The organism is Solirubrobacter soli DSM 22325 (genome assembly GCF_000423665.1).
In the GTDB taxonomy this organism is placed as follows: Bacteria; Actinomycetota; Thermoleophilia; order Solirubrobacterales; family Solirubrobacteraceae; genus Solirubrobacter; species Solirubrobacter soli.
Window position 1 is genome coordinate 279,152 of sequence record NZ_KE384072.1, and the last position, 25,843, is coordinate 304,994.

Below are 25,843 nucleotides of genomic sequence, written 5' to 3' on the forward strand. Positions count from 1 at the left end.
ACCCGGGCGCGCCGCTCCGCGCAGCCTCGCCGGCCAACCCGGGCGCGCCGCTCCGCGCAGCCTCGCCGGCCACCAGCGCGCCGCTCGCCATCGCCCGGGCCACCGCCGCGTTGCCGATCGTCCGGCTCAGCCCCAGCACATGTGACGCGGTGACGCCACGGCCGGGGCTCGGGAGCGCGATCGGCGTGCCCGCCGCGGGTGCGGCGACGGGGCCGACCGGCGCGGCAGGGGCTGGCTCGTGGACGTGACCCTCGTCCGGCACGCGGCGGAGTCTCTCACGCCACTCACAGCGAACGCAAGCGAGACGCTTGCGCATGGATCAGCGCATTTCAGCTATTCAAACGATCTCCCTGGCGCGATTCGATGTGCGCCATGAACACGATCCGCACACTCAGCCTGATGGCCGCGGCGCTCACGATGGGGCTCGCGACCGGCGCCTTCGCCCTGTACGCCCACGCGATCATGCCGGGCCTCAAGAAGACCGACGATCGCACGTTCGTCACGGCGTTCCAGTCGATCGACCGGGCGATCATCAACCCGTGGTTCATGCTCACCGCGTTCCTCGGTGCGCTCGCGTTCACGGTCGCCGCACTGGCCTTGAACGTCGGACGGGACGCGCTGCCGTGGGTCGCGCTCGCGCTCGGCCTCTACGTCGTCGCCGTGATCATCACGTTCGCCGTCAACGTCCCGCTCAACGACGCGATCAAGGCCGCCGGCGACGCCGATCCATCGGCCACGCGCGCCGCGTTCCACGAGACCCGCTGGGCCGCGTTCAACGTCGTCCGCACGCTGCTCTCCGCCGGTGCGTCGGTCTCCCTGCTGTGGGCACTCGTGGTGCACGGACAATCCGTCGCTTGACTTCCTAATGCCATTAGGTATTCTCCTAAGCACATTAGGAAAGGAACCGCCGTGAAGACCACCACCGTCACCGAGAACATCACCCAGCTCACGCGAGCCCACTTCGTCAACGCGTTCCTCGTGCGCGAGGACGACGGGTTCACGCTCGTCGACACCACCGTCGGTCGCGGCGCCGACAAGCTGATCGCCGCGGCGCGCGCGGCGGGCGGGCCGATCCGCCGCATCGCCCTCACCCACGGCCACGGCGACCACGTCGGCTCGCTCGACGCCCTGCGCGAGCGGCTCGGCGGCGAGGTCGAGGTGCTGATGCCAGAGCTCGACGAGCAGATCCTCGCCGGCGAGACGCAAGGCAAGTTCCCGGGCAGCTGGCCGACCGTCAACACCCGCGCCGACCGTCGTCTCGTCGCGGGCGACCGCGTCGGCAGCCTCGAGGTCGTCGCGACCCCGGGCCACACGCCCGGCCACGTCGCGTACCTCGACACCCGCGACCGCGCGGTGATCGCCGGCGACACCTTCACCGCCTACGGGCGGCTGGTGCCCTCCGACCGCCTCCGCCTGCCGTTCCCGCTCGCGGCGAGCGCGACGTGGGACGGCGCCCAGGTCCTCACCTCCGCCCGCACCGTCCGCGAGCTCTCACCGTCGGTGCTGGTCGTCGGCCACGGCCCGGTCGTGCGCGACCCGCTGCCGCGGATCGACAAGGCGCTCGCGCTGGCGGGCGCGCCGGTGGCGGCGCGATGACGCGCGCGGGAGTGGCGGCGCCGCCCGCGGGGCAAGGCGGCGCGCTGACCCGCCCGGGGGCGGCGCCGCCCGCCGGGCAAGGCGGCGCGGCGACGCGCCCGGGCGCGGCGGTGTCGCCCGCAGGCGCGGCGACGCCACCCGCAGCCGCGGCGACGCCACCCGCAGACGCGACGACGCCACCCGCAGACGCCGCGACGCCACCCGCAGGCGCGGCGACGCCACCGGCAAGCGCGGCGACGCCACCCGCGGGCGCGACGCGGCCACCCGCAGGCGCGGCGACGCCACCCGCAGACGCGGCGACGCCACCCGCAGGCGCGGCGCGCCCCCTCCCCACGACGGGGCGCCCCTGATGCCCCGCGCGGGGCTGGACGGCGACGCGGTCGTCTCCGCGGCCGCCGCGCTCGCGGACGCCGAAGGGCTCGAGGCGGTCACGCTCGCGAAGGTCGCGGCGCAGCTCGGGGTCAAGTCTCCCTCGCTGTATGTGCACGTGGACGGGCTGCCCGGGCTGCGCCGGCGGATCGCCGCGCGGGGCGCGCGGGAGCTGAGCACGCGACTGCAGGCCGCGGTCGCGGGACGCGCCGGAAGCGAAGCACTGGCGACGTTGGCGAACGCGTACCGCACCTACGCGCACGAGCACCCCGGTGTCTATGCGGCGATGCAACGCGCCGAGAACGTCGCCGACGACGAGGGCGCCGCGGTGCTGCTCGACGTCGTGTTCGCCGTGCTGCGCGGGTACGCGTTCGACGACGACGCCGCGATCCACGCCGCCCGCGTGGTCCGCTCGGCGCTGCACGGGTTCATCTCGCTCGAGGCGGGTGGCGGGTTCGGCATTCCGCTCGACCTCGACCAGAGCTTCAATCTGCTCGTCGCGACGCTCGATCGCGGGCTTCGCTGAGCAGCGCGTCGGTGTGCTCGCCGCGGAACGGCCCGCGGGTCGGCGGGACCGGCGCGCCGGGGACGCGCAGCGGGCTGGCGATGTGCCGGACGGTGCCGAGGACGGGGTGCTCGACCTCGACGATGCCGGCGCGGGCCGCGACCTGCGGGTCCGCGAGCGCGGCCGCGACGTCGTTGACCGGCTGCGCCGGCACGCCCGCCTCGCGCAGCGCGCGCACCCATTCGTCGGTCGGCCGCTTGCGGAACTCCGCCGCGAGCTCGGAGACCACGGCGTCGCGGTGCACGCGCCGGTCCTCGAACGTCGCGAAGCGGGCGAGGTCGCCGCGCCCGAGGACCTCGAGCAAGCGCTCCCAGAACTTCTGCTTCGCGCACGCGAGCATCAACCAGCCATCGGCGGTCTCGAACCCCTGGAACGGCACGATCGACTGATGCGCCGAGTTCGCCAGCCGCTCGGGCTCGTAGCCGCGGCTGGCCACCCACGTGCCCTGGTACGTGAGCAGGGCGAGCGCGGTCTCGAACAGCGAGAGGTCGCAGTCCCCGCCGACGCCCTCGCGCCGCGCGCGCCAGACCGCCGCGACGATCGCCAGGGCGGCGACGTACCCGCCCGCGAAGTCGACGAGTGACAGGCCGCTCTTGGTCGGTGGCTCGTCCGGGCCGCCGGTGAGGCTCATCCAGCCCGCGAGGCCTTGGACCACGTAGTCGTACGCACCCTCGTCGCGGCGCGGTCCGGTGTTCCCGTAGCCGCTCAGCGAGCAGCACACGATCGCCGGGTTGATGTCATTGAGTGAGGCGTAGGTGAGGCCGAGCTTGTCGGCGCCATCGCCGCGCAGGTTGGAGAAGATGGCGTCGGCGCCGCGGACGAGCGTGTTGAACGCGTCGCGTCCGTCGGGATCGCGCAGGTCGAGCGAGACGCTCTTCTTGCCGCGGTTGAACGTCTCGAAGAACAGCGAGTCCTCGCCCTCCTGATAGGGCGGGACGGAGCGGGAGACGTCGCCGCCGGACGCCGGATCCTCGATCTTGATGACCTCGGCGCCGAGGTCCGCGAGCTGCATCGTGCCGAACGGCCCGGCACCGAACTGCTCGACGGCGACGATCCTGAGGTCGGCGAGAGGCGCATTCATGTCCGGGAGTCTTCCCGATCTCTTACGTTCCTTCGGTGGTTCTCTTAGGCTGCTGACCGACGCTTGTGGGCGATGGACTCCGCGATCACCCCCGCCGAGCGCAATCGCGCGCACGCCCGCGTGGGCGTCGGCGCCGGCGCCGCGTTCGTCGCCTTGCTGCTCGTGCTGATCGCGACGCGCGGAGCGGCCGTCGCCGACCCGGGCGTCCCGACCACCGCACCCGCACCGACGGCCCAGCCGCAGCAGACGCAGCCCGACCCCGGGTTCCGCCCGCGGCGTGACGGTGGCTTCGGCCGCCGCGGCGGCGGCCGTCCCGGCTACGGCGGTGACCAGGCGCCCGACGGCGGCTTCGGCGGCCAGGCGCCGGACGACGGCTTCGGCGGGCAGGCGCCCGACAGCGGCGGCTTCGCCCCCGGCGGCGGGCAGAGCGTTCCCGCGCCCGATCAGACGGTCCCCGACAGCGGAGGCACCACGACATGAGCACCGCCGCCACCGCCGCGCTCCTCGTCGCGATCGGGCTGCTCGTCCTCGCCGCGGCGGCCTGCGCCGTGCAGATGACGCCGGTGAAGGACGCCCGACTGCGGCGCCTCGCCCGCCTCTACCTCGACCCGCTGAGCACCTGGTGCCTGGCGGCGATCGTCGTCCACGCGCTGACCACGGTCGCCGCGGGGGACGTAGTCGCGCTCAAGCTCGTCCTGCCGATCGGCATCGGCGTCGCGGCGTTCCTGCTGCGCTGGGCCGATGAGCCGCACGAGCCCGCGCCGGCCGCCGCGGCCACGCCCGCCGCCGACGACCCCGTCGCCGCCGTCCCGCCGCGCCCCGCCGCGCCCGTGCGCCCCACCACGGGGTCGCTCTGGTCGCGCCAGGCCTGACGCTCCCAGGAACCTCCCAGGTTCCTCTGATCGGGTCCTGACAGAACAACCCGAGACTCAAGGTCATGGTCGCGATTTCCTCACGAGACGTGCGCGTGGAGCGCGTCATGGGCACGGTGGTCTCCCTCGACATGCGCGCGGGCTCCCACGAGGGCGTAGCCGACGCCATGCAGTGGCTGCACGAGGCCGATCGCCGCTTCAGCACGTATCGCGCCGACAGTGACATCGCCCGCCTCGAGCGCGGCGAGCTCCTGCCGTGTGACGCCGACGACGACGTGCGCTGGGTCCTCGACCGCTGCGCCGCGCTCCGCGAGGAGACCGGCGGGTTCTTCGACATCCGCGCGACCGGCCGCCTGGACCCGTCCGCGCTCGTGAAGGGCTGGGCCACCCAGCGCGCCGCCGACATCCTCGACGCCGGCGGCCTGACCGACTACTGCCTGACGGTCGGCGGCGACGTCATCGCCCGCGGCGGACCGTGGAGGGTCGGCATCCAGCACCCGCTCGACCGCGACGCGATCGCCGCTCGCGTCCTCGCCGGCGACCTCGCGATCGCGACCTCCGGCACCTACGAGCGCGGCGAGCACATCCGCGCCCCGCACGGCACCCCCACGGGCGTGCTCTCCGTGACCGTCACCGGACCGGACCTCGGCACGGCCGACGCCTACAGCACCGCGGCGTTCGCGATGGGCATCGCCGGCCCACAGTGGACCCTCGGCCTCGTCGGCTACGAGGCCCTGACGATCCTCGCCGACGGCACGGTCCTGCAGACCCCCGGCTTCCCGCTGCTGGAGGATGACGAGTGAGCGGCTCCCTGTGGGCCGGCCCGCGCCCCGTGGAGCCGCGCGGCGTCGGCGAGGACGACGCCGCCGGGCGGGACCGCCCGCGCGCCGCAACCCCGCGGGCCACGCCCCCGCGCGCGGCGACCGCGCGCGACACGGCCCCGCGCGCCGCAACCCCGCGACCCACGCCGCGGCGGGCCACGACGGCGCCGGCCGCCGTCGCCCTGCCCGCCGGCGCGCATGTCGGCGCCCCGCGCCTCACCCGCGTGCGCCGTGTGCGGCGGCGCCTGCCCGCTCGTCCGCGGCCGCTCGTCGTCGACGCCCTCGCGGCGCTGGCCGGCCTCGGGCTCGGCATCACGCTCGCGCTCGGGGTCTCCGCCGAGAGCGCCGGGTCGCTGCGCGCCGACGGTGGCATCGCCACGGCCGCGGGGCGTCTCACCGGGTTGGCCGCCGCGTACGGCATGATCGTCGTGGTCGTGCTGGTCGCCCGCTGCGGGCCGCTCGAGCGAGCGGTCGGCCAGGACCGGCTCGTGCGGTGGCATCGCAGGCTCGGGCCGTGGCCGCTCTACCTCCTGACCGCACACGCCGCGCTGATCACCGTCGGCTACGCGCAGGCCGCGCACGACGGTGTCCTGCATCAGTTCGGGCAGCTGGTGTGGACCTATCCGGGCATCCTCGCGGCGACCGTCGCGTCCGCGCTGCTGATCGCCGCCGGTGTCACCTCGTACCGCCTCGCCCGCCGCCGCATGGCGCACGAGACCTGGTGGGCGGTCCATCTCTACACCTACCTGGCGCTCTTCCTCGCGTTCTCGCACCAGGTCGACACCGGCGCCTCGTTCGTCGGCCACCCGTGGGCGAAGACGTGGTGGACCGCACTGTGGATCAGCACGCTCGCGCTCGTCGTCGCGTACCGGATCGTGCTGCCGGTGTGGCGCTCGATCCGCCACCGCGTCACCGTCGAGTCGGTCGAGCCTGAGGGCCCGGACACCTACTCGGTGACACTCCGAGGGCGCCGGCTCCACCTGCTCCCGGTCGCCGGCGGCCAGTTCCTCCAGTGGCGATTCCTGCGCTGGGGGCTGTGGTGGCAGGCGCACCCGTACTCGCTCTCCGCCGCGCCCACCGGCTCGCGCCTGCGGATCACGGTCAAGAACCTCGGCGACCACAGCGCCGCGCTGGCGGCGATGGCGCCGGGAACGCGGGTCGCCATCGAGGGTCCATACGGCGCGTTCACCGCCGACCGCCGAACGAACGACCGCGTCCTGCTCGTCGGCGCGGGCGTCGGGATCACGCCGATCCGCGCCCTGCTGGAGGAGCTGCCGGAGACCGCCGACGTCGTCGTGATCCTGCGCGGCTCGCGGCGCGAGGATCTGGTCCTGCGCGACGAGATCGCGGCCCTCGTCGCGCACCGCGGCGGCCGGTTGCTCGAGCTCGTCGGACCGCGGGAGCGGGTGCGGCTCGACGCCGCGATCGATTCCAACGCCCGGGGCCGCGACGTCTACGTCTGCGGCCCCGACGGCTTCACCGCCGCCGTCGTCGCAACCGCCACCGACGCCGGTGTCACCCCCGATCGAATCCACTACGAGAGCTTCACCGTCTGACATGCGCCGATCCCCCATCATCCTGACCGCGACCGCCGCCGGCCTCGCCGCAGTGCTCGGCTTCGACGCCCACCAGCCCGCGCTGCCGACCGCGTCGGCATCCGCGACCCCGGCGCCCGCCGACCCGCCGGCGTCGTCGAGCGGCAGCACCCGCACCGCCACCGGCGATGCCATCGATACCCGCTACGGCGCGGCCCAGGTGAAAGTCACGATCTCCGGCGGCAAGATCACCGACGTCCAAGCGCTGCAACTGCAAGGGAACGATCCGAAGTCCGTGCAGATCTCGAGCTCGGCCGAGCCGCAGCTGCGCGCCAGCGCACTCGCCAAGCAGAGCGCGGCGATCGACGCCGTCAGCGGCGCGACGATCACGAGCGCCAGCTACGAGGCCTCGCTGCAATCGGCGCTCGACAAGCTCGGCTTCAAAGCCCCCGACGGCTCGCGAGGATCCTCGACGATCCCCGATGTCGAGGAGCATCACGACGGTCCGTTCGGCTGAGCAACGCGTTGAGCCCGAGAACCGCGGCGACGATCGGTCCCAGCCCGGCCAGCAGCAGCGCCGCCCGCGGCCCGAGCACACCGACCGCGACGCCGCCGAGCCCCACCGCACCCAGCTCGGCGGCGTTGCGCGCCGCGTTGTAGGCCGCGAACGCGCGGCCGTGCACCGCTTCCGGCACGCGCGCCGTGAGCAACGCGCGCAGCAGCACGTTCTTCACCCCGTGCCCGACGCCACCGATGACATAGCCGGAGAACGCGACCGGGAGGATCGCCCACGCGGTCTGGACGCCCGTGCCGGCACCCTGCACGGCGAGGGCGACGAGCGCGATCGGCGCGATCAGCCGCTTCGGAACCCGATGCGCGAGCCCTGTCGCGCCGCACACCATGCCGACCATCCAGGCCGCGACGAGCAGCGCGTAGGCGGTGTCACCGGCGCCGACGACGTCCTTGAGGTAGAAGATCTCGACCGTCAGCGAGGCGCTGATGAACAGCAGCGCGCCGACCGCGGGCGCGAGCGTCGCCCGCAGGACGCGGTCCTCGCGCAGGATGCGGAAGCCGTCGAGCGCCCGCTCCCTCGCCGTGGCGACGGGAGCTCGGCGGGCGCGCATCGCGACCGCGGCCGCGGCGATCGCGGCGAAGCTGGCGGCGTTGACGAGCAGCGCGGCCTGCGGGCCGAGCACGGCGAGCGCGGCGGCCAGCACCGGCCCCAGGGCGAAACCCGCGTAGCGAGCCGACTCGACGACCCCCGTCGCCCGCGTGGTGTCAGTCGCCACCGCGGGCACGAGCGCGAACTCCGCCGGCTGCGCGAAGGCGTTGCCGGCCGTCAGTAGCGCCGAGAGCGCGAGGATCGCCGAGAGGTCGTGCGTGAAGGCGAGCGCAACCGCGATCCCCGCCTGCGCGAGCGATGCCACAACGAGCACGCGGACGCTCTCGACGCGGTCCGCGACGAGCCCCGCCGGCGGCGCGAGCGCGATCATCGGGACCAGCGTCGCCGCGAACAGCGCCGAGACCGCCAACCCGCTCCCGGTGAGCGCGTGGACCTGCAGCGCGAGGACGATCAGCGCGAGCAGGTCCCCCGCCGAGGAGAGCAGAACGGCGCCCGCGAGCAAGCGGAGGTCGCGGGTCATCGCGCGGGCTGGATGTTCTGGTTGAGGTTGAAGCGGTTCTCGGGGTCGTAGATCGCCTTGATCCGGGCGAGCCGGTCGTGGTTGGCGCCGTAGCTCGCGCGGACGGCGGCCTCGCCCTCCTCCAGCAGGCCCGGGAAGTTGAAGTACGTCTTGCCGTCGGAGAACGGGACCGCCGCGTGCCAGAACGCGCGCGTGTAGTCGATGTTGGCCGCGTCGTCGCCCGGGCTCTGCCAGGTCGAGTCGATGCTCAGCATCCACTCCGAGCTGCGGTCGCCGAACGCGGTCTGCTCTGCGCCGACGCGGGCCATCGCGCCGCCGCAGTGGCGGACGATGACGAGCGTCTCCGGCGACGGGCGGCGGTTGGACCAGTCGACGGTCGTCTCGATCGCGTCGTCGGCGAAGCCGTCGAGGTAGAGCGCCTTCCAGTACCGGCGGGCACCGTTGGGGAAGAACGGGTCCAGCGAGGCCTGGAAGTCGCGATAGGGCAGCGTGCCGCTCATGTCCAGGAGCGGCGTGGCGAGCTCGCGCAGGGGTCGCGTGTACACCTCCCCGTAGCCCGGCTCCCCCGCCCACATGCCCGCGACGCCGACGTAGGGCGCGCCGCGCAGCGGCTCGGGGAGCTCTGGCGTGTCCGGGAGCGACCAGATGAACCCGGCGGTCGAGAGCTCGTCGGGGGCGTCCCGGACCGCGTCGCGCCAGCCCTTGAGGACGTGGGCCGCGGTGGCGATCGGATACGCGACGTTCAGCGCGAACACCTCCGGCCCGAGTGGGTGCATGCGCAGCTGGAAGGACGTGACGACGCCGAAGTTCCCGCCGCCCCCGCGCAGGGCCCAGAACAGGTCGGCGTGCTCGTCCGCACTGGTGTCGACGATCCGGCCGTCGGCGAGCACGACCTCAGCCGAGACGAGGTTGTCGACGGTCATGCCGTCGCGCCGGCGCTGGTGGCTGACGCCACCGCTGAGCGCGAGGCCCGCGACCCCGGTCTCGGACACCACGCCGCCGGGGACGGCTCGGTTCAAGGGCGCGGTGACCGCGTCGACGTCGGCCCACGTCGCCCCGCCCTGGGCGCGCACGGTGCTGCCGTCAGGGTCGATCCGCACCTCCCGCATGTTCGAGAGATCGATCACGAGGCCGTCCTCGACGAGCGCGGTGCCGGCGACGTTGTGGCCGCCGCCGCGAACCGAGAACGGGACGTCCCACTCGATCGCGAAGCGGAGCGCCGCGGCGACGTCGGTCGCGTGCGCGCAGCGGGCGATCGCCGCGGGGCGCTTGTCGATCATCCCGTTCCAGACGCTGCGCGCGGCGTCGTAGGCGAAGTGCTCGGGGGTGATGAGCTCGCCGGTCATGCGCTCGGCGAGCGCGGGGAACCGGTGGGTGCTGGGGAGGGTGGCCATGCGTCGGAAGGGTCCGTCTTGACCGTCCCGCGAGCGTCCCGCCGCGCGTCCCGCGTCCGTCCGAACCCCATGCGAACATACGTTCGCATGACCAGCGACGGATCGCCCTACGCCCGCCTGCGCCGAGCCATCCAGGCCCGCAACCTCGCCATCATCCACGCCACCACGCGCGAGCTGGGCTTCGTGGGCCTGCGCGACGCCCTGGGCATCCTGCTGGTCATCGAGGCCAAGGACGACGAGCGTTTCGAGGCCGCCGCCGTCCGCTGGGCGGGCCGGTTGGCGCTCGAGACGCCGGACCTGGAGCTCGCCGAGCTCGCCGGCGCACTGGAGTCGTTGCACGCCCTGCCCGACGAGCACGCCCAGCGCACCCTCCTCGCGTTGTCGGACCGCGCCGTCCGCCCGGGCCGCGCTACGGGAGCACGGTCAAGAGCGTGAGGAGGACGATGATCAGCGCCGCGGTCGCCGGCAGGATGCGCAGGTGCATGACAGCGCCAACGCGCCGCCCGCGGCGAACTTGCGGTCGCTCACACCATGCCGTAGAAGCGGATCGTCGCCCGCCCGTGCGTGCAGGTGTGGCGGCTCGCGTAGACGTCGCCGTCCTCGTTGCGCCAGTAATGAATGCGACACGTGTAGTCGCCGACCCGCCGCGGCATCGCCGGCCCACCCGCGTGTTCCGCGTACTCGCGCATGAAGGCCGAGGCCCGCCGGCAGCTCGCGTGCTGCACCGAAGCCCATTTGAAGAACCCGTTCCACGCCTTCGCCTGCGGGCAGCGCGTGAACCCGCTCGGCACGTCATAGCGCGGCCCCGCCGCGGCTGCGACGGCAGGCGCGGCGAACACCAGCCCCGCTACCACCATCATCATCGTCATCAGCCGTCGCATGTCGCTGCTTCGAGGATGACGCCTGTTGCCTGCGGCGTGACCCCGCAGAAGTCGAGAGAGCGCTGACGCGTGCCGGCCGCGCCCGGTCGAGTGGTCAGCTCTCCGGACAGCACGTTCGCAGTGGGCGGTGACGGGACGAAGCCTGCCGGCACACGAGCGCTCTGGGGGCATGCCCACTCATCGGATCCCGCATGCGGCGGGACGATCAGACATGTGTGGAGATCTCTCCACACCCGTTGACCGCCGGTCCCGCCGGGCGACCGACTCGGGGGTGACCTTCTCAGCCGTCCTCACAGGACGGTCCAGCAACACACCCCCGCCAACGCGGCGCGGCGCGGCGCGGCGCGGCGCGGCGCGGCGCGGCGCGGGGCGGCGCGGCGCGGCGCGGCGCGGGGCGGTGCGGGGCGGCGCGGGGCGGCGCGGCGCGGGGCGGCGCGGCGCGGTGCGGCGCGGTGCGGCGCGGGACGGCGCGGGGCGGCGTCGGGCGGGCGCAGCGCGGGCGTCGGGCGTCGGGCGTCGGGCGTCGGCGTCGGCGTGAGCGTGGGGCGTGATCGCGGGCGCGGCGTCGGCGCGGCGCGGGCGTGATCGCGGTCACGGCGTCGGCGCGAGGCGCAGCGTGGCGCGGGCCCGGCGTGGCGCTGGCCCGGCGTGGCGCGGGCCCGGCGTGGCGCTGGCCCGGCGTGGCGCGGGCCGGGCGTCAGCGGGCGCGACGCGGCGCGGCGCGGGGCGGCGCGGCGCGGGGCGGCGCGGCGCGGCGCGGCGCGGGGCGGGGCGACGCGACGTCGGGCGGGCGCAGCGCGGGCGTGATCGCGGTCACGGCGTCGGCGCGAGGCGCAGCGTGGCGCGGGCCCGGCGTGGCGCGGGCCGGGCGTCAGCGGGCGTGGCGTGGCGCGGCACGGCGCGAGCGCGGGTGTGGGCGCGGGACGGCGCGCGCGGCCCGGCAAGCGATGTGGGCGCGGGCGCAGGGCGGCGTGAGCGCGACGTGCGCGAGCAAACCGGGCCGCGCGTGCGCGCGACATGAAGTGGGCCGTTGGGGGGTGGGCTACAAGAGCGTCCGCTGAGGACCTTCGTGTAGCCCACCCCCACGAGTGCGCCAACTTGAGCGTTCGTCCGTGCTCGTTACACGGCCCGGATGCGGCAGGTGCGATCACAAACACCTACCGAGAACCGGTGGGCCCGCGGGCGGCGCGCGAGCGTGGCGTGGCCGGCGGTGCGGGCGAGCCGCGCGGGCGGTTGCCGCGTCGCGCACGGGCGAGTGCGGCGGCGCACGGGCGCGGGCGCGGGGCGCAGACGCGAGCGCGGCGGGGACGCGCGCGGCAGCGCGGGCAAGCACGGCAGCGCGGGCAAGCACGGCAGCGCGGGCAAGCACGGCAGCGCGGGCAAGCACGGCAGCGCGGGCAAGCACGGCAGCGCGGGCAAGCACGGCGGCGCGGCGAGCCGTGCGGGGCGCGCGTCCACGGCGAGCACGGCGAGCGCGGCGGCGCGGCGAGCGCGGCGTCGGCGCGGGCGCGTCTAGCCCATCAACGCGACGCTTGCGGCCACCGACGCGAGCAGCAGCGCCGCCACGGCGAGCTCGCGCAGGCTTCCGGTTGGAATTCGGGCGGAACGCGGGAGCAGCCAGCGGCGGCGGCCCGACAGGGGCGCCCAGAGCGCGATTCCGGACGGTGTGCACGCGTCGGCGGCGATGTGCGCGCCGTAGCCGAGGGCGAGCCCCGCGCCTGCCGCGACCGCGAGGCCGGGCGCGACGAGTGAGACCAGCGCCCAGCAGGCCAGTCCGAACGCCGCGCACGCGAGCAGTGAGTGGGTGAGTCCGCGGTGGCCGAGCAGGATCAGCAGCCGCAGTGGGACCCGCGCCACCGCACCCACGAGCCCGAGCGGCCAGACGCGCCGCTCGAGCCGCGTCCGGCGGTAGACCTTGGAGCCCGCGCGATCGGCGTCCGGCAGCGCCGAGCCGACGCACGCGGCCCCGCCCAAAACGACCGCGCTCGCCGTCGAGACGTCGAGCGCCACCCCGCACACCACGGCCAGGCCGACGCCGGCGATCTGATGGGTCGTCCAGCGCACGCGCTAGGCGGAGAAGTCGACCTCGACCGTCGACACCGTTCCCGCCGTCCGGCCCGGCGCGGCGTGGAAATTCCAGTAGAGGTTGGTGTGCGCGATCACCAGCGCGGGCGGGGGCGCCCCGTAGGCCGAGAGATCCTCCGTCGTGTGGGCGTCGCCGACGAGCGTCGCGTCGTAGCCGCGCACGATCGCGCCGTGCAACGTGGAGCGGATGCACTCGTCGGTCTGCGCCCCCGACAGGTACACGCGGCCGATGCCACGTGCGGCCAACACGGCCTCGAGGTCGGTGTCCTCGAACGCATCGGCGTAGCGCTTCTGCACCAGCGGCTCGGCGTCGTCGCGGACGAGCTCGGGCACGAACTGCCACGCCTCGCCGCCCACGACCAGGTCGTCGCTGTTGTGCTGGACCCAGACGACATCGACACCCGCCGCGCGCGCCTTGTCGATCAACGCGCCGACGTTGGCCACGACGCTGTCACGCTCGTGGGCGCCGCCCACCACGCCGTTCTGGACGTCGATGACCAGCAGTGCGGTGTTCGGGCGGTCCGGCAGGGTCGTCATGGCTCGATCCTACGCGTCGGACGGCGTGACGAGCGGGGTGCAATCTTTGGTGCCACCGAACTCTGCGCCCAGCTCTCCAGCCTGGGCCACGGCCTTGTCGAGACCCATCGACGCCCCGACCGCCATTCGCGCGACATGTGCGCGAGGGATCGCGACGATGGTCCCGCGGTCGTGGTTCCCGAGGCCGCCGCCCGACGGATACACGACCCCGATGTAGGTCGCTCCACCGTTCTGCCCGACATAGACCCCGCAGACGATCTCGCGAGTGCCCTTGAGGACCACGGCCGCCGGTCGCACCACCGGTCTGCCCCAGTTGCCGGCGACCGCCACGAGCGCGCCCAGCAGGGACACGACGCCGAGCAGGCCGAGCAGGTGCATGGCCTGGCCCAGCGGCTCGAGCTCGCGCCGGGCGCTCCTGGCGAGCTTCACGGCCGCGGCAGCGCACGCGACGCTGACGACGAGCACGCCGAGCAGGATCCAGATCTGCGTCCCCGTGCCACTGGCCTGGCGCGCCCACACGAAGAAGTAGTCGAGGAATCCGGCGACGACGATCAGGCCGCCGAACGCCCACCACCGCCACGTCCGGGCAGGCCACCGGACGGGAACCCAGTGGACGAGCGCCACGATCCCCACGGCCACGATCAGCGCCGGGAGGATCACCTCGATCCCGACCGCCACGTCGACCCCGCGCGACTCCAGCGACGAAGCGAGCTCGCTCGGGAGCCCGGCGCCGCGGAAGCGCGCCTGCATGGTCGTGGCACCGACCGCGGCGACGAAGCCGAGGCCGCCGAGCGCGGCACCGGCGGCACCGAGCGTCGCCACCAGCACGTCCACCGCGGGCGAGCGGGAGTCGGCCATCACTCCACAAGAACCGCGGCGCGCCCGTTCAAATACGCCAACCCGCTTGGTACGCTCACAAACGCGCGCCGTGACTGGCGCTCGGGTGGAACAGACCACCGGGGAGCGGCGCGACCCGCGAAGCCGCGCGCCTGGGCACACAACCCGTAGTGGGAGGTGCCCCGTGGCCGTCCTCGAAGCAGTCGACCCGCAACTCGCGCGACTCGTTGCGGCCGAGTCCGCTCGTCAGCACGACACGCTGTGCCTGATCCCGTCGGAGAACCACGTCTCGCCGGCCGTGCTGGAAGCGAGCGGCTCGGTGCTGATGAACAAGTACTCCGAGGGCTATCCGGCGAAGCGCTACTACCAGGGGAACGCGCTCGTCGACGACATCGAGACGCTGACGGCGCAACGCGCGCGGCAGCTCTTCAACGCCGAGCACGCCAACGTGCAGCCGCTCTCCGGCGCGCCCGCGAACCTCGCCGCCTACGCCGCGGTCCTGCAGCCCGGGGACACGGTGCTCGGCATGGCGCTCGACGCCGGCGGGCACCTCACCCACGGCCATGGCGTCTCGGTGACAGGCCGCTGGTTCAACTCCGTCCGGTACGGGGTCCGCCGTGACACCGGCACCATCGACCTCGACGAGGTCCGCGAGCTCGCAAGGACCCACCGCCCGAAGCTGATCTGGTGCGGCGGCACCGCGATCCCCCGGACGATCGACTTCGAAGGCTTCGCGACCATCGCCGACGAGGTCGGCGCCACCCTCGCGGCCGACGTCGCCCACATCGCCGGCCTGATCGCCGCCGGCGTGCATCCCACGCCGGTCGGCCACGCCGCGGTCGTCACGACGACGACCCACAAGACCCTGCGCGGCCCGCGCGGCGCGATGATCCTCACCGACGCAGAGCACGCCACCGCGATCGACCGCGCGGTCTTCCCCGGCCTCCAGGGCGGCCCGCACGACCACACGACGGCGGCGATCGCCGTCGCGCTGCACGAGGCCGCACAGCCCGCCTTCCGCACCTACGCGCAGGCGATCGTCACCAACGCCAGAGCCCTCGGCGAAGCGCTGAGGAACCGCGGCTTCGACCTCGTCTCCGGCGGCACCGACAACCACCTGCTGCTCGCCGACCTGACGAGCAAGGGCGTCGGCGGCCGCCCCGCCGCGGAGGGCCTCGAGCAGGCCGGGCTCGTCTGCAACTACAACGCGGTCCCCTTCGACCCGCGACCGCCGATGGACCCGTCGGGCATCCGCGTCGGCACGCCCGCGATCACGACCCGCGGCCTGACACCGACCCACATGGAGGACGTCGCGCGCTGGATCGACGAGGCCGTCGAGGCCACGCGCAAAGAGGACCCGGGGGCGCTCGACCGCATCCGGGGCGAGGTGGCCGAGCTCGCGCGAGAATTTCCCCCGCCGGCCTGACCCGTCCCTAAAGTCGGGAGATGCAGATCGTGGAGCCCGTGACCGCCGCCGACCTCGACGCCGTCCGCGGGCTGATCCGTGACTTCGTGGCGTGGCATCGCGAGCGCCACACCGAGGACCTGCACCTGATCGACTCCTACTTCGACGTCGGCGAGTTCGAGGCCGAGCTCGCCGGCCTCCCGGGCGCCTACACGCCGCTGCTGCTCGCCCGGTGCGACGGCGAGCCCGCGGGCTGTGTCGGGCTGAAACGGCTCGACGACGAGACGTGCGAGATGAAGCGCATGTACGTCGATTCCCGCTTCCGGGGCCGCGGCGTCGGGGGCGCGCTGACCGAGCGCATCCTCGCCGCCGCGCGCGCCGGTGGCTACGCCCGCATGCGCCTGGACACGAGCTTCCGCCAGACCGAGGCCCTCGGCCTGTACGAGCGCTTCGGCTTCACACCGATCGACCCCTACTACGACCTGTCGCCCGAGATGCGCGACTGGCTCGTGTTCAGGGAGCTGGATCTCGGAGCGCGAGCCGCCGTCCGCTGACGACCGACTCCGGCCGCTCGGCCGTGATGTCCGTGCCGGGCCGTGCCTCGTCGTCCTTGCGCTTGATCAAGAGCCACTGCGGCTTCGCGCCGCCGCCGGTGCGCTGCAACGCGAACCCGCCGTGGAGCTTCTCCCCGTGCAGGACGAACACCGCGTGGCCGCGCTCGATCGCCTCGGGCCACGCGACCCGCCCGCCCTGCTCGTAGGTGCCGCGGTCCCAGATGATCACGCGCTCGCCCTCGTAGTCGTTGTGGGCCATCCCGTGGTCGTCGACCTGGACCGCGAAGCGCTTCACGGCCGGGTCGAGCGAGGGGCCCTTCGGCACCGCCCACGACTTCATCACGCCGTCGACCTCGAGCCGGAAGTCGTAGTGGTGCGCGGTCGCCTGGTGCTCCTGCACGACGAAGACGCCCGCGCTGACGCCGCGGATGCCGAACTGCTCGTGCCCCTCGACGCGGGCCTTCTCCGCCGCGGCGCCGAACTCCTCGAGTAGGGTCTGCACCGCCGCCGGGTCCCCTTCGGCGTGGATCTCGCCGGTCGGCCGGACCCACCCGAGCACGCCGAGCTCGCGCGCCCGCGCCGCGACGGCCTCATGATCGACGCCGCCATCCACGGTCGCGCGCGCTGCTCGCTTCATCGTCCGAGCGTAGCCGCACCGGGATTGTTCACAACTTCGTTGACTGTTCGTCGGGACTACGGAGTCACGATCCTGTTCGTGACGCATGACATCGACGAGTCGGTGTACCTCGGCGATCGCGTGATGATCCTGTCGCAGCGGCTGAACTCGCTGATGGCGCGCTTCCAGTTCCGCACTCTGGGCGCCGCGCTACGCGGCACGCTCGGAGGCGACCATCTCCAGCAGCGTCTTGGCCACGTGGGACAGGTGACGACGCATCGCCGCCTCGGCGGCCTTGCGATCACCGGCCGCGATCGCCTCGACGATCGCGCCGTGCTCGGTCAGCGACTTCGACGGCCGGCCCGGCGCGAGCACCGTCCGGAACTGGAAGCGCACCATCTGCGGGTTCAGCCGAGCGCAGATCTCCTGAGCGACGGTGTGCTGCGAGATCTCGAGGATGCGCCGGTGCAGGCGGGCGTTGCGCTCGGAGATCGCGAGCAGCTCGCCGGCGGCCAGCAGCTTCCCCATCTCGGCGGTGATCTTGCGCAGCTCCTTGACGTCGGCGTCGGTTCGCCGCTCGGCCGCGTATCCGGCCGCGAGCGACTCCAGCGCGGCGCGCGCCTCGAGGATCTCGACCGCCTCCTCGGCGCTGATCCGGCGCACGCGCGCGCCGCGGTTGCGCTCGCGGATCACGAGCCGGTCGTGCTCGAGCCGCAGCAGCGCCGTGCGGATCGCGCCCCGGCTCTCCCCCAGCTGCTCGGCCAGCTCCTCCTCCACGAGGCGCTCGCCCGGGGAGAGCTCGCCGGCGACGATCCGCGCATGGAGCGCTTCGTAGGCGCTGGTCTCACTCACTGGGAAGAGAATATGTCATCACGATTGTTGACAATCTTGTTATCTTTCCGGTGGTGAAGCGGATCGGTCTGCTGGAGACGCTCCGTGCCTGAGCACCCGACTCCCACCGCGCGCGCCCGCGAGCTCGTTCGCGGCGCGTTCGACCCGTACGTCCACGCCGCTCCGGACTTCGCGCCACGCCGGATCACCGATCTGGAGCTGGCGCGGCGCTGCCTCGAGCTCGGGTTGGCCGGCTTCGGATTGACATCGCACTACACGGCGACGGCCGAGCGCGCCGCGGTGGTCAACGCCGCGGCGGGTGCGCGGCTCGCGTTCGGCGCGATCGTCCTCAACCACGCGGTCGGTGGCCTCAACGCGACGGCGGTGGAGGTCGCGGCACGTCAGGGGGCGCGGTTCGTGTGGCTGCCGACGGTCAGCGCGCTCGGAGAGTTCGCGACGGTCGAGCGGGCCGATGGGAACGTGCCCGTGTGGGTGCGGTTCGAGCGCGAGCTGCGCGAGGCCGGCGCCGCGCCCCGCCCGGTGGCGGTCCTCGATGACGCGGGCGCGCCGCTTCCGGCGTTGCTGGAGGTGCTGCGCGTCGTCGCCCGGCATCAGCTCGTCCTCGCCACCGGGCACCTTTCCCGCGAGGAGATCTTCGCGGTCGTCGACGCGGCCGCGGACGTCGAGACGATCGTGGTCACGAGCCCGGAGTTCCCGTCGCACAAGCTCAGCCCGGCCGAGCAGGTGCGGCTCGCGGGCCGCGGCGTGCTCTTCCAACGCGCGTTCACGACGCCCTACACGGGCAAGTGCACCTGGGACGAGATCTTCGATGCCACCCACGCGGTGGGTGCGACGCACACCGTGTGGGGCTCGGATCTCGGGCAGGTGTTCAACCCGCCGGTCGAGGACGGCCTGGCCTTGATGGCCGACCAGCACCTCGCGGCCGGCTTCAGCGAGGAGGAGGTCCGGGTGATGGCCGTCGAGAACACGCGGAGGTTGTCCGGTGCCTAAGCGGGTCCAGGTGATCGGCGCGCACGCGGCCGACTTCGTCTGGCGGGCGGGCGGCGCCGTGGCCAAGGCGGTGTCACTCGGCGGCGAGGCGGAGGTCATCGCGCTGTCCTACGGCGAGCGCGGCGAGTCCGGCGAGCTGTGGAAGGAGGAGGGGCAGACGGTCGAGAACGTCAAGCGGATCCGCCACGCGGAGGCGTCGGCCGCTGCCGCACACCTCGGCGCGTCGTTTCGCTGCCTCGACCTCGGCGACTATCCGTTGCAGATCGGTGCCGACGAGTTGCTGCGGATCGCGGACGCCGTCCGCGCCTTCGCGCCGGACGTGCTGATCACGCACACGGCGACCGACCCCTTCAACCCCGATCATCCGGTTGCTCATGCGGCGGTCGACCGTGCCCGCTCGCTGGCGGCCGGCGCCGGGGTCCCGAGCGCGTTCGGCACGATCACGCCGCCGCAGCTGTTCCTGTTCGAGCCGCATCAGCCCGGGCTGTGCGGGTTCACGCCGACGGTCCACGTCGACATCACCGCGGTGTGGGAGCTCAAGCTGGCGGCGATGGCCGAGATGAAGGCGCAGCAGTACCTGCAGACCTACTACGCGCAGCGGGGCGAGCAGCGCGGCAACCACGCGCGGCGCGCATCGGGGCGGACCGAGGTGCGCTACGGCGAGTCGTTCATGCGGGTGCTCCCGCAGGTCGTGGAGGAGCTGTGATCGCCGAGGAGCTCGCGCGGCTCGGCGCCGCGACGGTGTACGAGGCGTCGGGGCGTCGCGGCCTCGTCGATGTCGACCTGGTGCAGCTCGTGCCGGGCTCGCGAGCGTGCGGGCCGGCGCGGATCGCCCGCTGCGGACAGGACGACAACCTGATGGTCCACGCGGTGATGGCCGCACTGCAGCCCGGCGAGGTCCTCGTGTTGAGCATGCCCGAGGCGGCGCCGGTCGCGCTCCTCGGCGACCTGCTCGCGACGCAGGCACAGGTGCACGGTGCCGCCGCCGTCCTGGTCGACGCCGCCGTGCGCGACAGCGACGAGCTCGCGCGGATGGGTCTGCCGGTCTGGGCGCGCTGGATCCGCTCGCGCGGCGCCACCAAGGAGATCGCGGGCGAGCTCGACGTGCCGGTCGTCGTCGGCGGCTGTGAGATCCGCCCCGGGGACCTGGTGGTGCTCGACGCCGATGGTGCCACGGTCGTGGCCCACGAGCGCGCCGAGGAGGTGTTGGCGGCGTCGTTGGCACGCGAGGCGGCGGAAGCTTCGAAGCGGGCCAAGCTGCAGGCGGGCGCGCTGTCATGGGAGCTCGACGGCTATGCCTGATCTCGCCCACCTCGGCCCGGTCGAGATGTTCACGCCGCGCGGCGACGACAGCCTCGCGTTCTTCGTCGATGTCATGGGGATGGAGATCGAGGCGCAGGACGGCGCGTCGAGCTACCTGCGCTGCGCGCACGACTACCAGCGCTGGTCGCTCAAGCTGACCGCGTGTGACACGAACGGCATGGGCGTTCTCGGCCTGCGCGCTCGCAGTCCGGCCGCGCTCGAGCGGCGCGTGTCGGCGGTCGAGGCGCGCGGATTCGGGATCGGCTGGACCGACGGCGACCTCGGCCGCGGTCCCTCCTACCGGTTCCGCGACCCCGACGGACATGTCTTCGAGCTGTACTACGAGTGCGAGCGCTACGTCCCGCCGCCGCACCTCGCGCCCGCTTTGAAGAACGTCCCCGGCCGCTACACGGGACGCGGGTGCGCGGTCAAACGGCTCGACCACATCAACATCCTCGCCGCCGACGTCCGCGCGAATCGGTCGTTCTGCGTCGAGGCGCTGACCTATCGGCTCTACGAGCGCATCGAACTCGACGACGGCTCCGAGGCGGGCGCGTGGATGAGCGTAACGATCGCCGCCCACGAGCTGATCTACACCCGCGACGCGTACGGTTTGAACGGCCGCCTGCATCACGTCGCGTTCTGGGTCGACACCCGCGAGGAGTGCCTGCGCGCCGCCGACATCTGGCTCGACGCGGGCATCGAGATCGAGGCCGCCCCGTCCAAGCACGCGATCGCCCAGGGCTTCTTCCTCTATGGCATCGAGCCCGGCGGCAACCGCATCGAGGTCACGACGGGCGGTCGCTTCGTGTACGACCCGGAGGAACCGTGCGTCGTCTGGACCGAGGCCGAGCGAGCGAGAGGCCAGGCGTGGGGCGTGAAGACCGTGGAGTCCTTCCACACGTACGGGACGCCGGTCTCAGGCACCTAGCCCGCGGACGACGACCTCGACGTGCCGCCGCGCGTCCTCGGCCGGAATGCCCGGGCTGCCGGCGAGGCTGCCGACCATCCGCAGCGCGATCAGGACGTCGCGCGCGTCGAAGTCCTCGCGCAGCTCGCCCCGCTCGTGGGCGCGGTCGACGACCGGCGCGACCAGCTCCATCGCCGGGCCCCGCAACTGCTCGCGCACGTCCGAGCCCGCCGGGTGCCGGCTCAGCGCGTCGATCAGCCCCTGATGCTCGCCCTGGAGCCGCACCGCCTCGTGGAGGAACGCCGCCAGGACCGACCCGTCGCTCGCCAGCGCGTGGTCGCGCGCGTCCGCGAGCGGCGCGAGCACCTGGAGCAGCACCGCGGAGACGAGTTCCTCCTTGTTCGGGAAGTGGCGGTAGAGCGTCGCGACGTTGACGCCCGCGGCCTGCGCGATCGCGTTGACGCTCGCGCCGAGCCCGTCCTCGCGGAACGCGGCCGCGGCCGCGTCGACCAGCCGCGCGCGGTTGCGAGCGGCGTCCTTGCGCAACGGAGCGGGCATGCGTCCGACTGTACCGCAGTCATGACTTCGTTTCCGTGCTACCCTCGGCGCACTCGCTAACCGCAGCAGGGACTTCGTTTCTTCATATGACCGCACACGAAACGCGTCAGGCGCCCGGGCGCACGCTTCTGATCCTCGGTGTCGGCACGCTCGGGTTCGTGCTCGCCCAGACGACGGTGATCCCGGCGCTCGGCGACCTGCAGAAGGAGCTCGGGGCGTCCGCGACCGGGATCGCGTGGATGGTCACCGCGTACCTGCTCGTGGCATCGATCGCGACGCCGATCTTCGGGCGGCTCGGCGACATGTTCGGCAAGGAACGACTGCTGGCGATCTCGCTCGCGCTGTTCGCGGTGGGATCGATCGTGTGCGCGCTGTCGAGCAGCCTCGCCCCGCTGATCGTCGGCCGCGGGCTCCAGGGGCTCGGCGGCGGCGTGTTCCCGCTGTCTTTCGGGATCATCCGCGACGAGTTCCCGCGCGAGAAGGTGCCGACGGGCATCGCGATGCTCGGGGCGATCGCCGCGATCGGCAGCTCGATCGGCCTGCCGCTCGGCGGCATCCTCGTCGACGGTCCCGGCTACCACTGGATCTTCTGGGTGGCGGCGATCATGGGCGTGGGAGCGACGATCACCACCCACCTGTTCGTGCCCGAGTCGCCGATCCGCACGCCGGGGCGGGTGGACCTCCCCGGCGCGGGCCTCCTCGCCATCGGCCTGACGTCGCTGCTGGTCGCGATCTCGCGCGGCGCCGACTGGGGCTGGGGCTCGGCGCAGACGCTCGGCCTGATCGCGGGTGGCGTGATCGTCCTCATCCTCTTCGGCCTGTTCGAGCGCCGTCAGACCGCGCCGCTCGTGAACATGCAGACGTTCGTGCGCCGCCCCGTGCTGACCACGAACATCTCCACGCTGCTGATCGGCTCGGCGATGATCAGCACGTTCGTCCTCGTCCCCCAGCTCGCGCAGCTGCCGGAGGGCGGCGAGATCGGCTTCGGCCTCACCGCCACCCAGGCCGGTCTGCTGCTCGTCCCCGGAGGCATCGTCTCGCTTCTGCTCGCGCCCGTCGTGGGCCGCGTCGGCGAGCGGATCGGTTCCAAGCCGCCCTTCTTCGCCGGGTGCGTCGTCACCGCGGTCGCGCTGTTCGGCATGGCGCTCGCCCACGACACGGTGCCACTCGTGATCTTCTGGGCGTGCCTGGTCAGCGCGGGGGTCGGCGCCGTCTTCGCCGCCATCCCGAACCTCGTGGTCAGCTCCGTCGACCCCCACGAGACCGGCGAGGCGACCGGCGTGAACACGATCATGCGCAACGTCGGCGCGGCGATCGGCTCGCAGCTGGCGGGCACGATGATCGCCGCCCACGTGCTCGCGAGCGGCCTGCCGCAGGACCTCGGATTCCAGCTCGCGTTCCTGATCGGCGCCGCCGGCGCGGTCGTCGCCGCGCTCTGCGTGCTGCTGATCCCCACGGCGCCGCGATTCAGCCCTCAGCCGGCGGGAGCGCGCTAGGCTCGCCGCCATCGTGGAGCTCGACGTCGTCGCCCTCGCGGCCATCTTCGACCGTCGCCTCCTGCTCGTGAGCAAGCGCGAGGCGCCGGACGTCTTCTACCTGCCCGGAGGCAAGCGCGAGCCGGGCGAGGACGACCTGACATGCCTGCGGCGCGAGCTGGCCGAGGAGCTCGGCGTCGAGGTCGTGGCGCCGCGCGCCTGGCGGGAGGTCGTCGCGCCCGCCGCGCTCGAACCCGGCCGGACGATGCGGATGTCGGTGTACCTCGCGGGCCTGCAGGGCCGCCCCACGGCGTCGGCCGAGCTGGCGGAGCTGCGCTGGTGGCAGGCCGGCGACCCCACACGGCTCGCGCCCGCGATCGAGCACCACGTCGTCCCCGGCCTGCGCGCCGAGGGGCTACTCGGCTAGCACGACGCGCAGGCGGCCGCGGGCGCGTTGCAGCGCGCTGTTGGTCGCCGGAACCGTGGTGGAGAGGGCGGTCGCGACCTCGGCGGCGGACCAGCCGAGCACGTCGCGCATGATCAGCGTCGCGCGCTGGCGGGGCGGCAGGTGCTGGATCACGGCGAGCAGGGTCAGCTCGAGCGTCTCGCGGGCCAGCACGGCCTCGTCGGGGCGTTCGTCGAACGGCGCCACGAGCGCGGGCGCATCGTCGAGCGACGCGGTCTCACGCCGGGAGCGGACGTCGAAGCAGGCGTTCGTGGCGATCCGGTACAGCCACGCCCGCGGCGACGCCGACGACCGCGAGCGCCGGGCCCGCCACGCGCGCAGCAGCGTCTCCTGCAGCGCGTCCTCGGCGTCGGCGCGCGAGCTGGTCAGCCGGGCGCAGTGGCGCGCCAGCTCCTGGCGGTGCGGTTCGACGGCGAGCGTGAACGCCTGTTGGTCCTCGGTCACCCTGGCGATGCTGGCGAGCGACACCGGAAAAGGGAAAGACCGATGCTGCATCGCGGTCGTGCACGATTCGCATCACCCGCGCGAGCCATACTTGGACGCGATGGCCGGAGAAGTGCTCGCGTTCCCGCAGGCCCCCGACGGGGTCGAGGTGCGCCACCTGCGGGCGTTCGTCGCCGTGGCGGAGGATCTGAACTTCGGCCGCGCCGCCGCGCGGCTCTACCTTTCCCAGCCCGCGCTGAGCCGCCAGATCCGCGCGCTCGAGCGGCTGCTCGGCTGCGAGCTGCTGCGCCGCTCCACCCACCGGGTCGAGTTGACCGTCGCCGGCAGCGCGCTGCTGGATCGCGCGAGGAAGCTGCTCGCCGATCTCGACGAGGCGATCGCGACCACGCAGTCGGTGGGCGGCGAGCTCGCCAACCGCATGGCCACGCTGTGGGCGCCGGTCCTGGAGATGACACAGGCCGACCGTGACATCGAGGAGATGCGCACCGCGTACGAGACGTTCCTCGCCCAGGCGCCGGTGCCGGAGAGCGTCTCCGTGCGGGCGGTGAACGCGGGCGGTGTGTCATCACTCGCGCTCGACCCGGGCGTCGCGCCCGAGACCGGCATCCTCTACCTGCACGGCGGCGGCTACACCGTCGGCTCCGCGTACGGCTACCGGCCGCTCGTCGGCGCGCTGGTCGCCGCGGCGGGGGTCGGCGCGCTGGTGCCGGACTACCGGCTCGCGCCGGAACACCCGTTCCCCGCCGCGGTCGAGGACGCGCTGAGCGCCTACCGCTGGCTGGCCGAGCAGCGCGGCGCCGACCAGATCGTGCTCGCCGGGGACTCGATCGGCGGCGGACTCGCGCTGTCGCTCCTGCTGACGCTGCGGGCGCAGCGGCTTCCGTTGCCCGCGGGAGCGGTCCTGCTCTGCCCGGGCGTCGATCTCACCGGCGAATCGACACGCGCGGCCGACCCGGAGCAGCGCGCCATCCTGCGCCGCACGGTCGAGGGGTACCTCGCCGGCCACCCGGTCGACGACCCGATCGTCAGCCCGCTGCGCGCCGACCTCAGCGGCCTCCCGCCGCTGCTCGTCCAGACGGCGACGGGCGACATGGTGCTCGACGAGTCACGCGCGATCGCCGAGCGTGCCACCACGCAGGGGGTCGACGCGCGAATCACGGTCTATCCCGCCGATACGCACGTCTTCCACGTGTTCTGGCCGTTCCTGCCCGAGGCCGCCGACGCGCTCGCGGCGGCCGGTGCGTTCATCCGCGAGCGGCGTCAGGTCCGCCGTGCGGTGAGCAGCAGCGAGGTGTAGGGCATCGCGAAGGCGCCGCCGACGGCGTCGATCTCCTGGCCGAGGCCGGCGAGCAGCGCCTGGACCCGCTCCGGCGGGAACCGGTTGATGCCACCGTGGGTCGGGACCTGGTCGAGCCACGCGTCGCGCGTATAGACCTGCTCCCAGTGGAAGCGTCGTTCGTCCACGGTGGCGAACGCGCCTGTGCCGTCGATGCCGGCGCGCGTCTTCTCGAGGATCCCCGTGTACATCTGGACCGCCGGTCGCGCCCACGGCTCGAACGGCAGGTCGGGCAGGACGCGCCGATAGACGGCGGAGAAGGCGTCCGCGAGGTCGCCCGCCAGCGCGAAGACGTTCCAGAACAGGGCGAGGACACCGCCGCGGCGCAGTGCCTCAGCCGCCTTCGCGGCGCCCGCGTCCGGGTCGATCCAGTGCCACGTCTGGCCGGAGACGACCGCGTCGAACGTCCGTTGCGCCACGTCCCATTGCTCGAACGCCGCGACTTCGACCGGGACCCGTGTCTGCTGCGCGATCGCGGCCATCCGCGCGTCGACCTCGACGCCGAGGACGGTGCAACCGTGCGCCTGGAACTGGCGGGCGGCGATGCCGGTGCCGGTACCGACGTCGACGAAGGCCCGGCCCGGTGAGGCGGCGACGATCGCCTCGACCAACTCGGCCGGGTAGCTAGGACGGGCGCGGTCGTAGCGCGAGGCGTCCTCCCCGAACGCCGACGCGATCCTCTTGGTCATGTCCGCAAGCTAGTGGTACGGTCTAATATA

General features: G+C 73.5%; 31 protein-coding genes, 2 pseudogenes and 1 riboswitch. Of the genes and pseudogenes, 20 read left to right on the top strand and 13 right to left on the bottom strand.

Annotation, left to right across the window (positions count from 1 at the left end; genetic code table 11):
• Nucleotides 1-262: pseudogene (locus tag G569_RS64325) on the bottom strand (hypothetical protein); the annotation flags it as partial.
• A gap of 110 nt (nucleotides 263-372) precedes the next feature.
• On the opposite strand from G569_RS64325, the gene G569_RS0140240 reads away from it, so the two are divergent.
• From G569_RS0140240 to G569_RS0140250, 3 genes are all read left to right on the top strand, one after another.
• On the top strand, nucleotides 373-858 hold the full coding sequence (locus G569_RS0140240; protein ID WP_028067598.1) for an anthrone oxygenase family protein: 486 nt from the start codon (nucleotides 373-375) through the stop codon (nucleotides 856-858).
• A gap of 51 nt (nucleotides 859-909) precedes the next feature.
• A complete protein-coding gene (locus tag G569_RS0140245) occupies nucleotides 910-1,596 on the top strand; it encodes an MBL fold metallo-hydrolase (protein ID WP_028067599.1) in 687 nt (228 codons plus the stop codon).
• 349 nt (nucleotides 1,597-1,945) lie between these two features.
• Nucleotides 1,946-2,491: a TetR-like C-terminal domain-containing protein gene (locus G569_RS0140250; protein WP_028067600.1), complete on the top strand. Its 546-nt coding sequence runs from the start codon at nucleotides 1,946-1,948 to the stop codon at nucleotides 2,489-2,491.
• Here G569_RS0140250 and G569_RS0140255 read toward each other — a convergent pair.
• Complete coding sequence (locus G569_RS0140255; protein WP_028067601.1) at nucleotides 2,451-3,611, bottom strand: CaiB/BaiF CoA transferase family protein; 1,161 nt, start codon at nucleotides 3,609-3,611, stop codon at nucleotides 2,451-2,453. The two genes, G569_RS0140250 and G569_RS0140255, sit on opposite strands and share 41 nt — an antisense overlap.
• A gap of 72 nt (nucleotides 3,612-3,683) precedes the next feature.
• Between G569_RS0140255 and G569_RS0140260 the strand changes: the two genes are divergently transcribed.
• From G569_RS0140260 to G569_RS55720, 5 genes are all read left to right on the top strand, one after another.
• The gene (locus G569_RS0140260; protein ID WP_037502560.1) at nucleotides 3,684-4,091 is read left to right on the top strand and encodes a hypothetical protein; all 408 of its coding nucleotides are present in this window, start codon (nucleotides 3,684-3,686) and stop codon (nucleotides 4,089-4,091) included.
• Nucleotides 4,088-4,483: a hypothetical protein gene (locus tag G569_RS0140265; protein WP_028067603.1), complete on the top strand. Its 396-nt coding sequence runs from the start codon at nucleotides 4,088-4,090 to the stop codon at nucleotides 4,481-4,483. The genes G569_RS0140260 and G569_RS0140265 overlap by 4 nt, the downstream gene beginning before the upstream one ends.
• 65 nt (nucleotides 4,484-4,548) lie before the next feature.
• A complete protein-coding gene (locus G569_RS0140270; protein ID WP_037502563.1) occupies nucleotides 4,549-5,286 on the top strand; it encodes an FAD:protein FMN transferase in 738 nt (245 codons plus the stop codon).
• A complete protein-coding gene (locus G569_RS0140275; RefSeq protein ID WP_157592639.1) occupies nucleotides 5,283-6,860 on the top strand; it encodes a ferric reductase-like transmembrane domain-containing protein in 1,578 nt (525 codons plus the stop codon). Before G569_RS0140270 ends, G569_RS0140275 begins: the two co-directional genes overlap by 4 nt.
• Before the next feature lies 1 nt (nucleotide 6,861).
• Nucleotides 6,862-7,356, top strand: a complete 495-nt coding sequence (locus tag G569_RS55720) for an FMN-binding protein (protein ID WP_053227721.1) — start codon at nucleotides 6,862-6,864, stop codon at nucleotides 7,354-7,356.
• Here the strand turns inward: G569_RS55720 and G569_RS0140285 are convergent.
• Together G569_RS0140285 and G569_RS55725 are read right to left on the bottom strand one after the other, a co-directional pair.
• Nucleotides 7,280-8,482, bottom strand: coding sequence for an MFS transporter (locus G569_RS0140285; protein ID WP_028067606.1), 1,203 nt, complete (start codon nucleotides 8,480-8,482; stop codon nucleotides 7,280-7,282). The two genes, G569_RS55720 and G569_RS0140285, sit on opposite strands and share 77 nt — an antisense overlap.
• Nucleotides 8,479-9,876 carry an FAD-binding oxidoreductase gene (locus G569_RS55725; RefSeq protein ID WP_037502566.1) on the bottom strand — a complete coding sequence of 466 codons (1,398 nt, stop codon included), beginning with the start codon at nucleotides 9,874-9,876 and terminating at the stop codon, nucleotides 8,479-8,481. Before G569_RS55725 ends, G569_RS0140285 begins: the two co-directional genes overlap by 4 nt.
• 87 nt (nucleotides 9,877-9,963) lie before the next feature.
• Here G569_RS55725 and G569_RS0140295 point away from each other — a divergent pair, with 87 nt between their 5' ends.
• Complete coding sequence (locus G569_RS0140295) at nucleotides 9,964-10,311, top strand: hypothetical protein (protein ID WP_028067607.1); 348 nt, start codon at nucleotides 9,964-9,966, stop codon at nucleotides 10,309-10,311.
• A gap of 89 nt (nucleotides 10,312-10,400) precedes the next feature.
• Here G569_RS0140295 and G569_RS0140300 read toward each other — a convergent pair whose 3' ends face one another.
• Nucleotides 10,401-10,757 carry a hypothetical protein gene (locus G569_RS0140300; RefSeq protein WP_028067608.1) on the bottom strand — a complete coding sequence of 119 codons (357 nt, stop codon included), beginning with the start codon at nucleotides 10,755-10,757 and terminating at the stop codon, nucleotides 10,401-10,403.
• Between the two features lie 1,255 nt (nucleotides 10,758-12,012).
• Between G569_RS0140300 and G569_RS63450 the strand changes: the two genes are divergently transcribed.
• Nucleotides 12,013-12,273, top strand: a complete 261-nt coding sequence (locus G569_RS63450) for a hypothetical protein (protein WP_028067609.1) — start codon at nucleotides 12,013-12,015, stop codon at nucleotides 12,271-12,273.
• Here the strand turns inward: G569_RS63450 and G569_RS60065 are convergent.
• Genes G569_RS60065 through G569_RS0140325 form a run of 3 tightly spaced genes read right to left on the bottom strand, consistent with a single transcriptional unit; the run spans nucleotide 12,270 to nucleotide 14,237 of the window.
• Entirely contained in the window at nucleotides 12,270-12,821 is a 552-nt protein-coding gene (locus G569_RS60065; protein WP_053227722.1) for a metal-dependent hydrolase, read from the bottom strand. The two genes, G569_RS63450 and G569_RS60065, sit on opposite strands and share 4 nt — an antisense overlap.
• Before the next feature lie 3 nt (nucleotides 12,822-12,824).
• Nucleotides 12,825-13,379, bottom strand: coding sequence for an isochorismatase family protein (locus G569_RS0140320; RefSeq protein WP_028067610.1), 555 nt, complete (start codon nucleotides 13,377-13,379; stop codon nucleotides 12,825-12,827).
• 9 nt (nucleotides 13,380-13,388) lie between these two features.
• Entirely contained in the window at nucleotides 13,389-14,237 is an 849-nt protein-coding gene (locus tag G569_RS0140325) for a hypothetical protein (RefSeq protein WP_028067611.1), read from the bottom strand.
• A 60-nt stretch (nucleotides 14,238-14,297) separates the two neighbouring features.
• A riboswitch (ZMP/ZTP riboswitch) is annotated at nucleotides 14,298-14,381 on the top strand.
• Nucleotides 14,382-14,400: 19 nt separating this feature from the next.
• On the opposite strand from G569_RS0140325, the gene glyA reads away from it, so the two are divergent.
• Together glyA and G569_RS0140335 are read left to right on the top strand one after the other, a co-directional pair.
• Nucleotides 14,401-15,642: a serine hydroxymethyltransferase gene (gene glyA / locus G569_RS0140330; protein WP_028067612.1), complete on the top strand. Its 1,242-nt coding sequence runs from the start codon at nucleotides 14,401-14,403 to the stop codon at nucleotides 15,640-15,642.
• 20 nt (nucleotides 15,643-15,662) lie between these two features.
• A complete protein-coding gene (locus G569_RS0140335) occupies nucleotides 15,663-16,175 on the top strand; it encodes a GNAT family N-acetyltransferase (protein WP_037502571.1) in 513 nt (170 codons plus the stop codon).
• Here G569_RS0140335 and G569_RS55735 read toward each other — a convergent pair.
• Nucleotides 16,135-16,812, bottom strand: coding sequence for an acylphosphatase (locus G569_RS55735; RefSeq protein WP_053227723.1), 678 nt, complete (start codon nucleotides 16,810-16,812; stop codon nucleotides 16,135-16,137). The genes G569_RS0140335 and G569_RS55735 overlap by 41 nt on opposite strands.
• A 42-nt stretch (nucleotides 16,813-16,854) precedes the next feature.
• Here G569_RS55735 and G569_RS66615 point away from each other — a divergent pair.
• Nucleotides 16,855-16,947, top strand: a pseudogene (locus G569_RS66615) (ABC transporter ATP-binding protein); the annotation flags it as partial.
• Between the two features lie 54 nt (nucleotides 16,948-17,001).
• Here G569_RS66615 and G569_RS0140345 read toward each other — a convergent pair.
• On the bottom strand, nucleotides 17,002-17,643 hold the full coding sequence (locus G569_RS0140345) for a GntR family transcriptional regulator (protein WP_211233220.1): 642 nt from the start codon (nucleotides 17,641-17,643) through the stop codon (nucleotides 17,002-17,004).
• Nucleotides 17,644-17,727: 84 nt separating this feature from the next.
• On the opposite strand from G569_RS0140345, the gene G569_RS0140350 reads away from it, so the two are divergent.
• From G569_RS0140350 to G569_RS0140365, 4 genes are read left to right on the top strand one after another with little or no spacing between them, the layout of a single operon-like run.
• Entirely contained in the window at nucleotides 17,728-18,633 is a 906-nt protein-coding gene (locus G569_RS0140350) for a DUF6282 family protein (RefSeq protein WP_028067615.1), read from the top strand.
• The gene (locus G569_RS0140355; protein WP_028067616.1) at nucleotides 18,626-19,339 is read left to right on the top strand and encodes a PIG-L deacetylase family protein; all 714 of its coding nucleotides are present in this window, start codon (nucleotides 18,626-18,628) and stop codon (nucleotides 19,337-19,339) included. The genes G569_RS0140350 and G569_RS0140355 overlap by 8 nt, the downstream gene beginning before the upstream one ends.
• Nucleotides 19,336-19,935, top strand: coding sequence for an RraA family protein (locus tag G569_RS55740; RefSeq protein WP_037502574.1), 600 nt, complete (start codon nucleotides 19,336-19,338; stop codon nucleotides 19,933-19,935). Before G569_RS0140355 ends, G569_RS55740 begins: the two co-directional genes overlap by 4 nt.
• Entirely contained in the window at nucleotides 19,928-20,866 is a 939-nt protein-coding gene (locus tag G569_RS0140365; RefSeq protein ID WP_028067617.1) for a VOC family protein, read from the top strand. Before G569_RS55740 ends, G569_RS0140365 begins: the two co-directional genes overlap by 8 nt.
• Here the strand turns inward: G569_RS0140365 and G569_RS55745 are convergent.
• Nucleotides 20,855-21,403 carry a TetR/AcrR family transcriptional regulator gene (locus tag G569_RS55745; protein WP_053227724.1) on the bottom strand — a complete coding sequence of 183 codons (549 nt, stop codon included), beginning with the start codon at nucleotides 21,401-21,403 and terminating at the stop codon, nucleotides 20,855-20,857. The genes G569_RS0140365 and G569_RS55745 overlap by 12 nt on opposite strands.
• Before the next feature lie 86 nt (nucleotides 21,404-21,489).
• Between G569_RS55745 and G569_RS55750 the strand changes: the two genes are divergently transcribed.
• On the top strand, nucleotides 21,490-22,899 hold the full coding sequence (locus G569_RS55750; RefSeq protein WP_053227725.1) for an MFS transporter: 1,410 nt from the start codon (nucleotides 21,490-21,492) through the stop codon (nucleotides 22,897-22,899).
• A gap of 13 nt (nucleotides 22,900-22,912) precedes the next feature.
• A complete protein-coding gene (locus G569_RS0140380) occupies nucleotides 22,913-23,305 on the top strand; it encodes an NUDIX hydrolase (RefSeq protein ID WP_211233221.1) in 393 nt (130 codons plus the stop codon).
• Here the strand turns inward: G569_RS0140380 and G569_RS55755 are convergent.
• Nucleotides 23,294-23,788, bottom strand: coding sequence for a sigma-70 family RNA polymerase sigma factor (locus G569_RS55755; protein ID WP_053227726.1), 495 nt, complete (start codon nucleotides 23,786-23,788; stop codon nucleotides 23,294-23,296). The two genes, G569_RS0140380 and G569_RS55755, sit on opposite strands and share 12 nt — an antisense overlap.
• Before the next feature lie 100 nt (nucleotides 23,789-23,888).
• On the opposite strand from G569_RS55755, the gene G569_RS55760 reads away from it, so the two are divergent.
• Nucleotides 23,889-25,085 (top strand): alpha/beta hydrolase fold domain-containing protein, encoded by a 1,197-nt coding sequence (locus G569_RS55760; protein ID WP_084286276.1) that lies wholly within the window; start codon nucleotides 23,889-23,891, stop codon nucleotides 25,083-25,085.
• Here G569_RS55760 and G569_RS0140395 read toward each other — a convergent pair.
• Nucleotides 25,049-25,813, bottom strand: coding sequence for a class I SAM-dependent methyltransferase (locus tag G569_RS0140395; RefSeq protein WP_053227727.1), 765 nt, complete (start codon nucleotides 25,811-25,813; stop codon nucleotides 25,049-25,051). The two genes, G569_RS55760 and G569_RS0140395, sit on opposite strands and share 37 nt — an antisense overlap.
• Nucleotides 25,814-25,843: the final 30 nt, after the last annotated feature.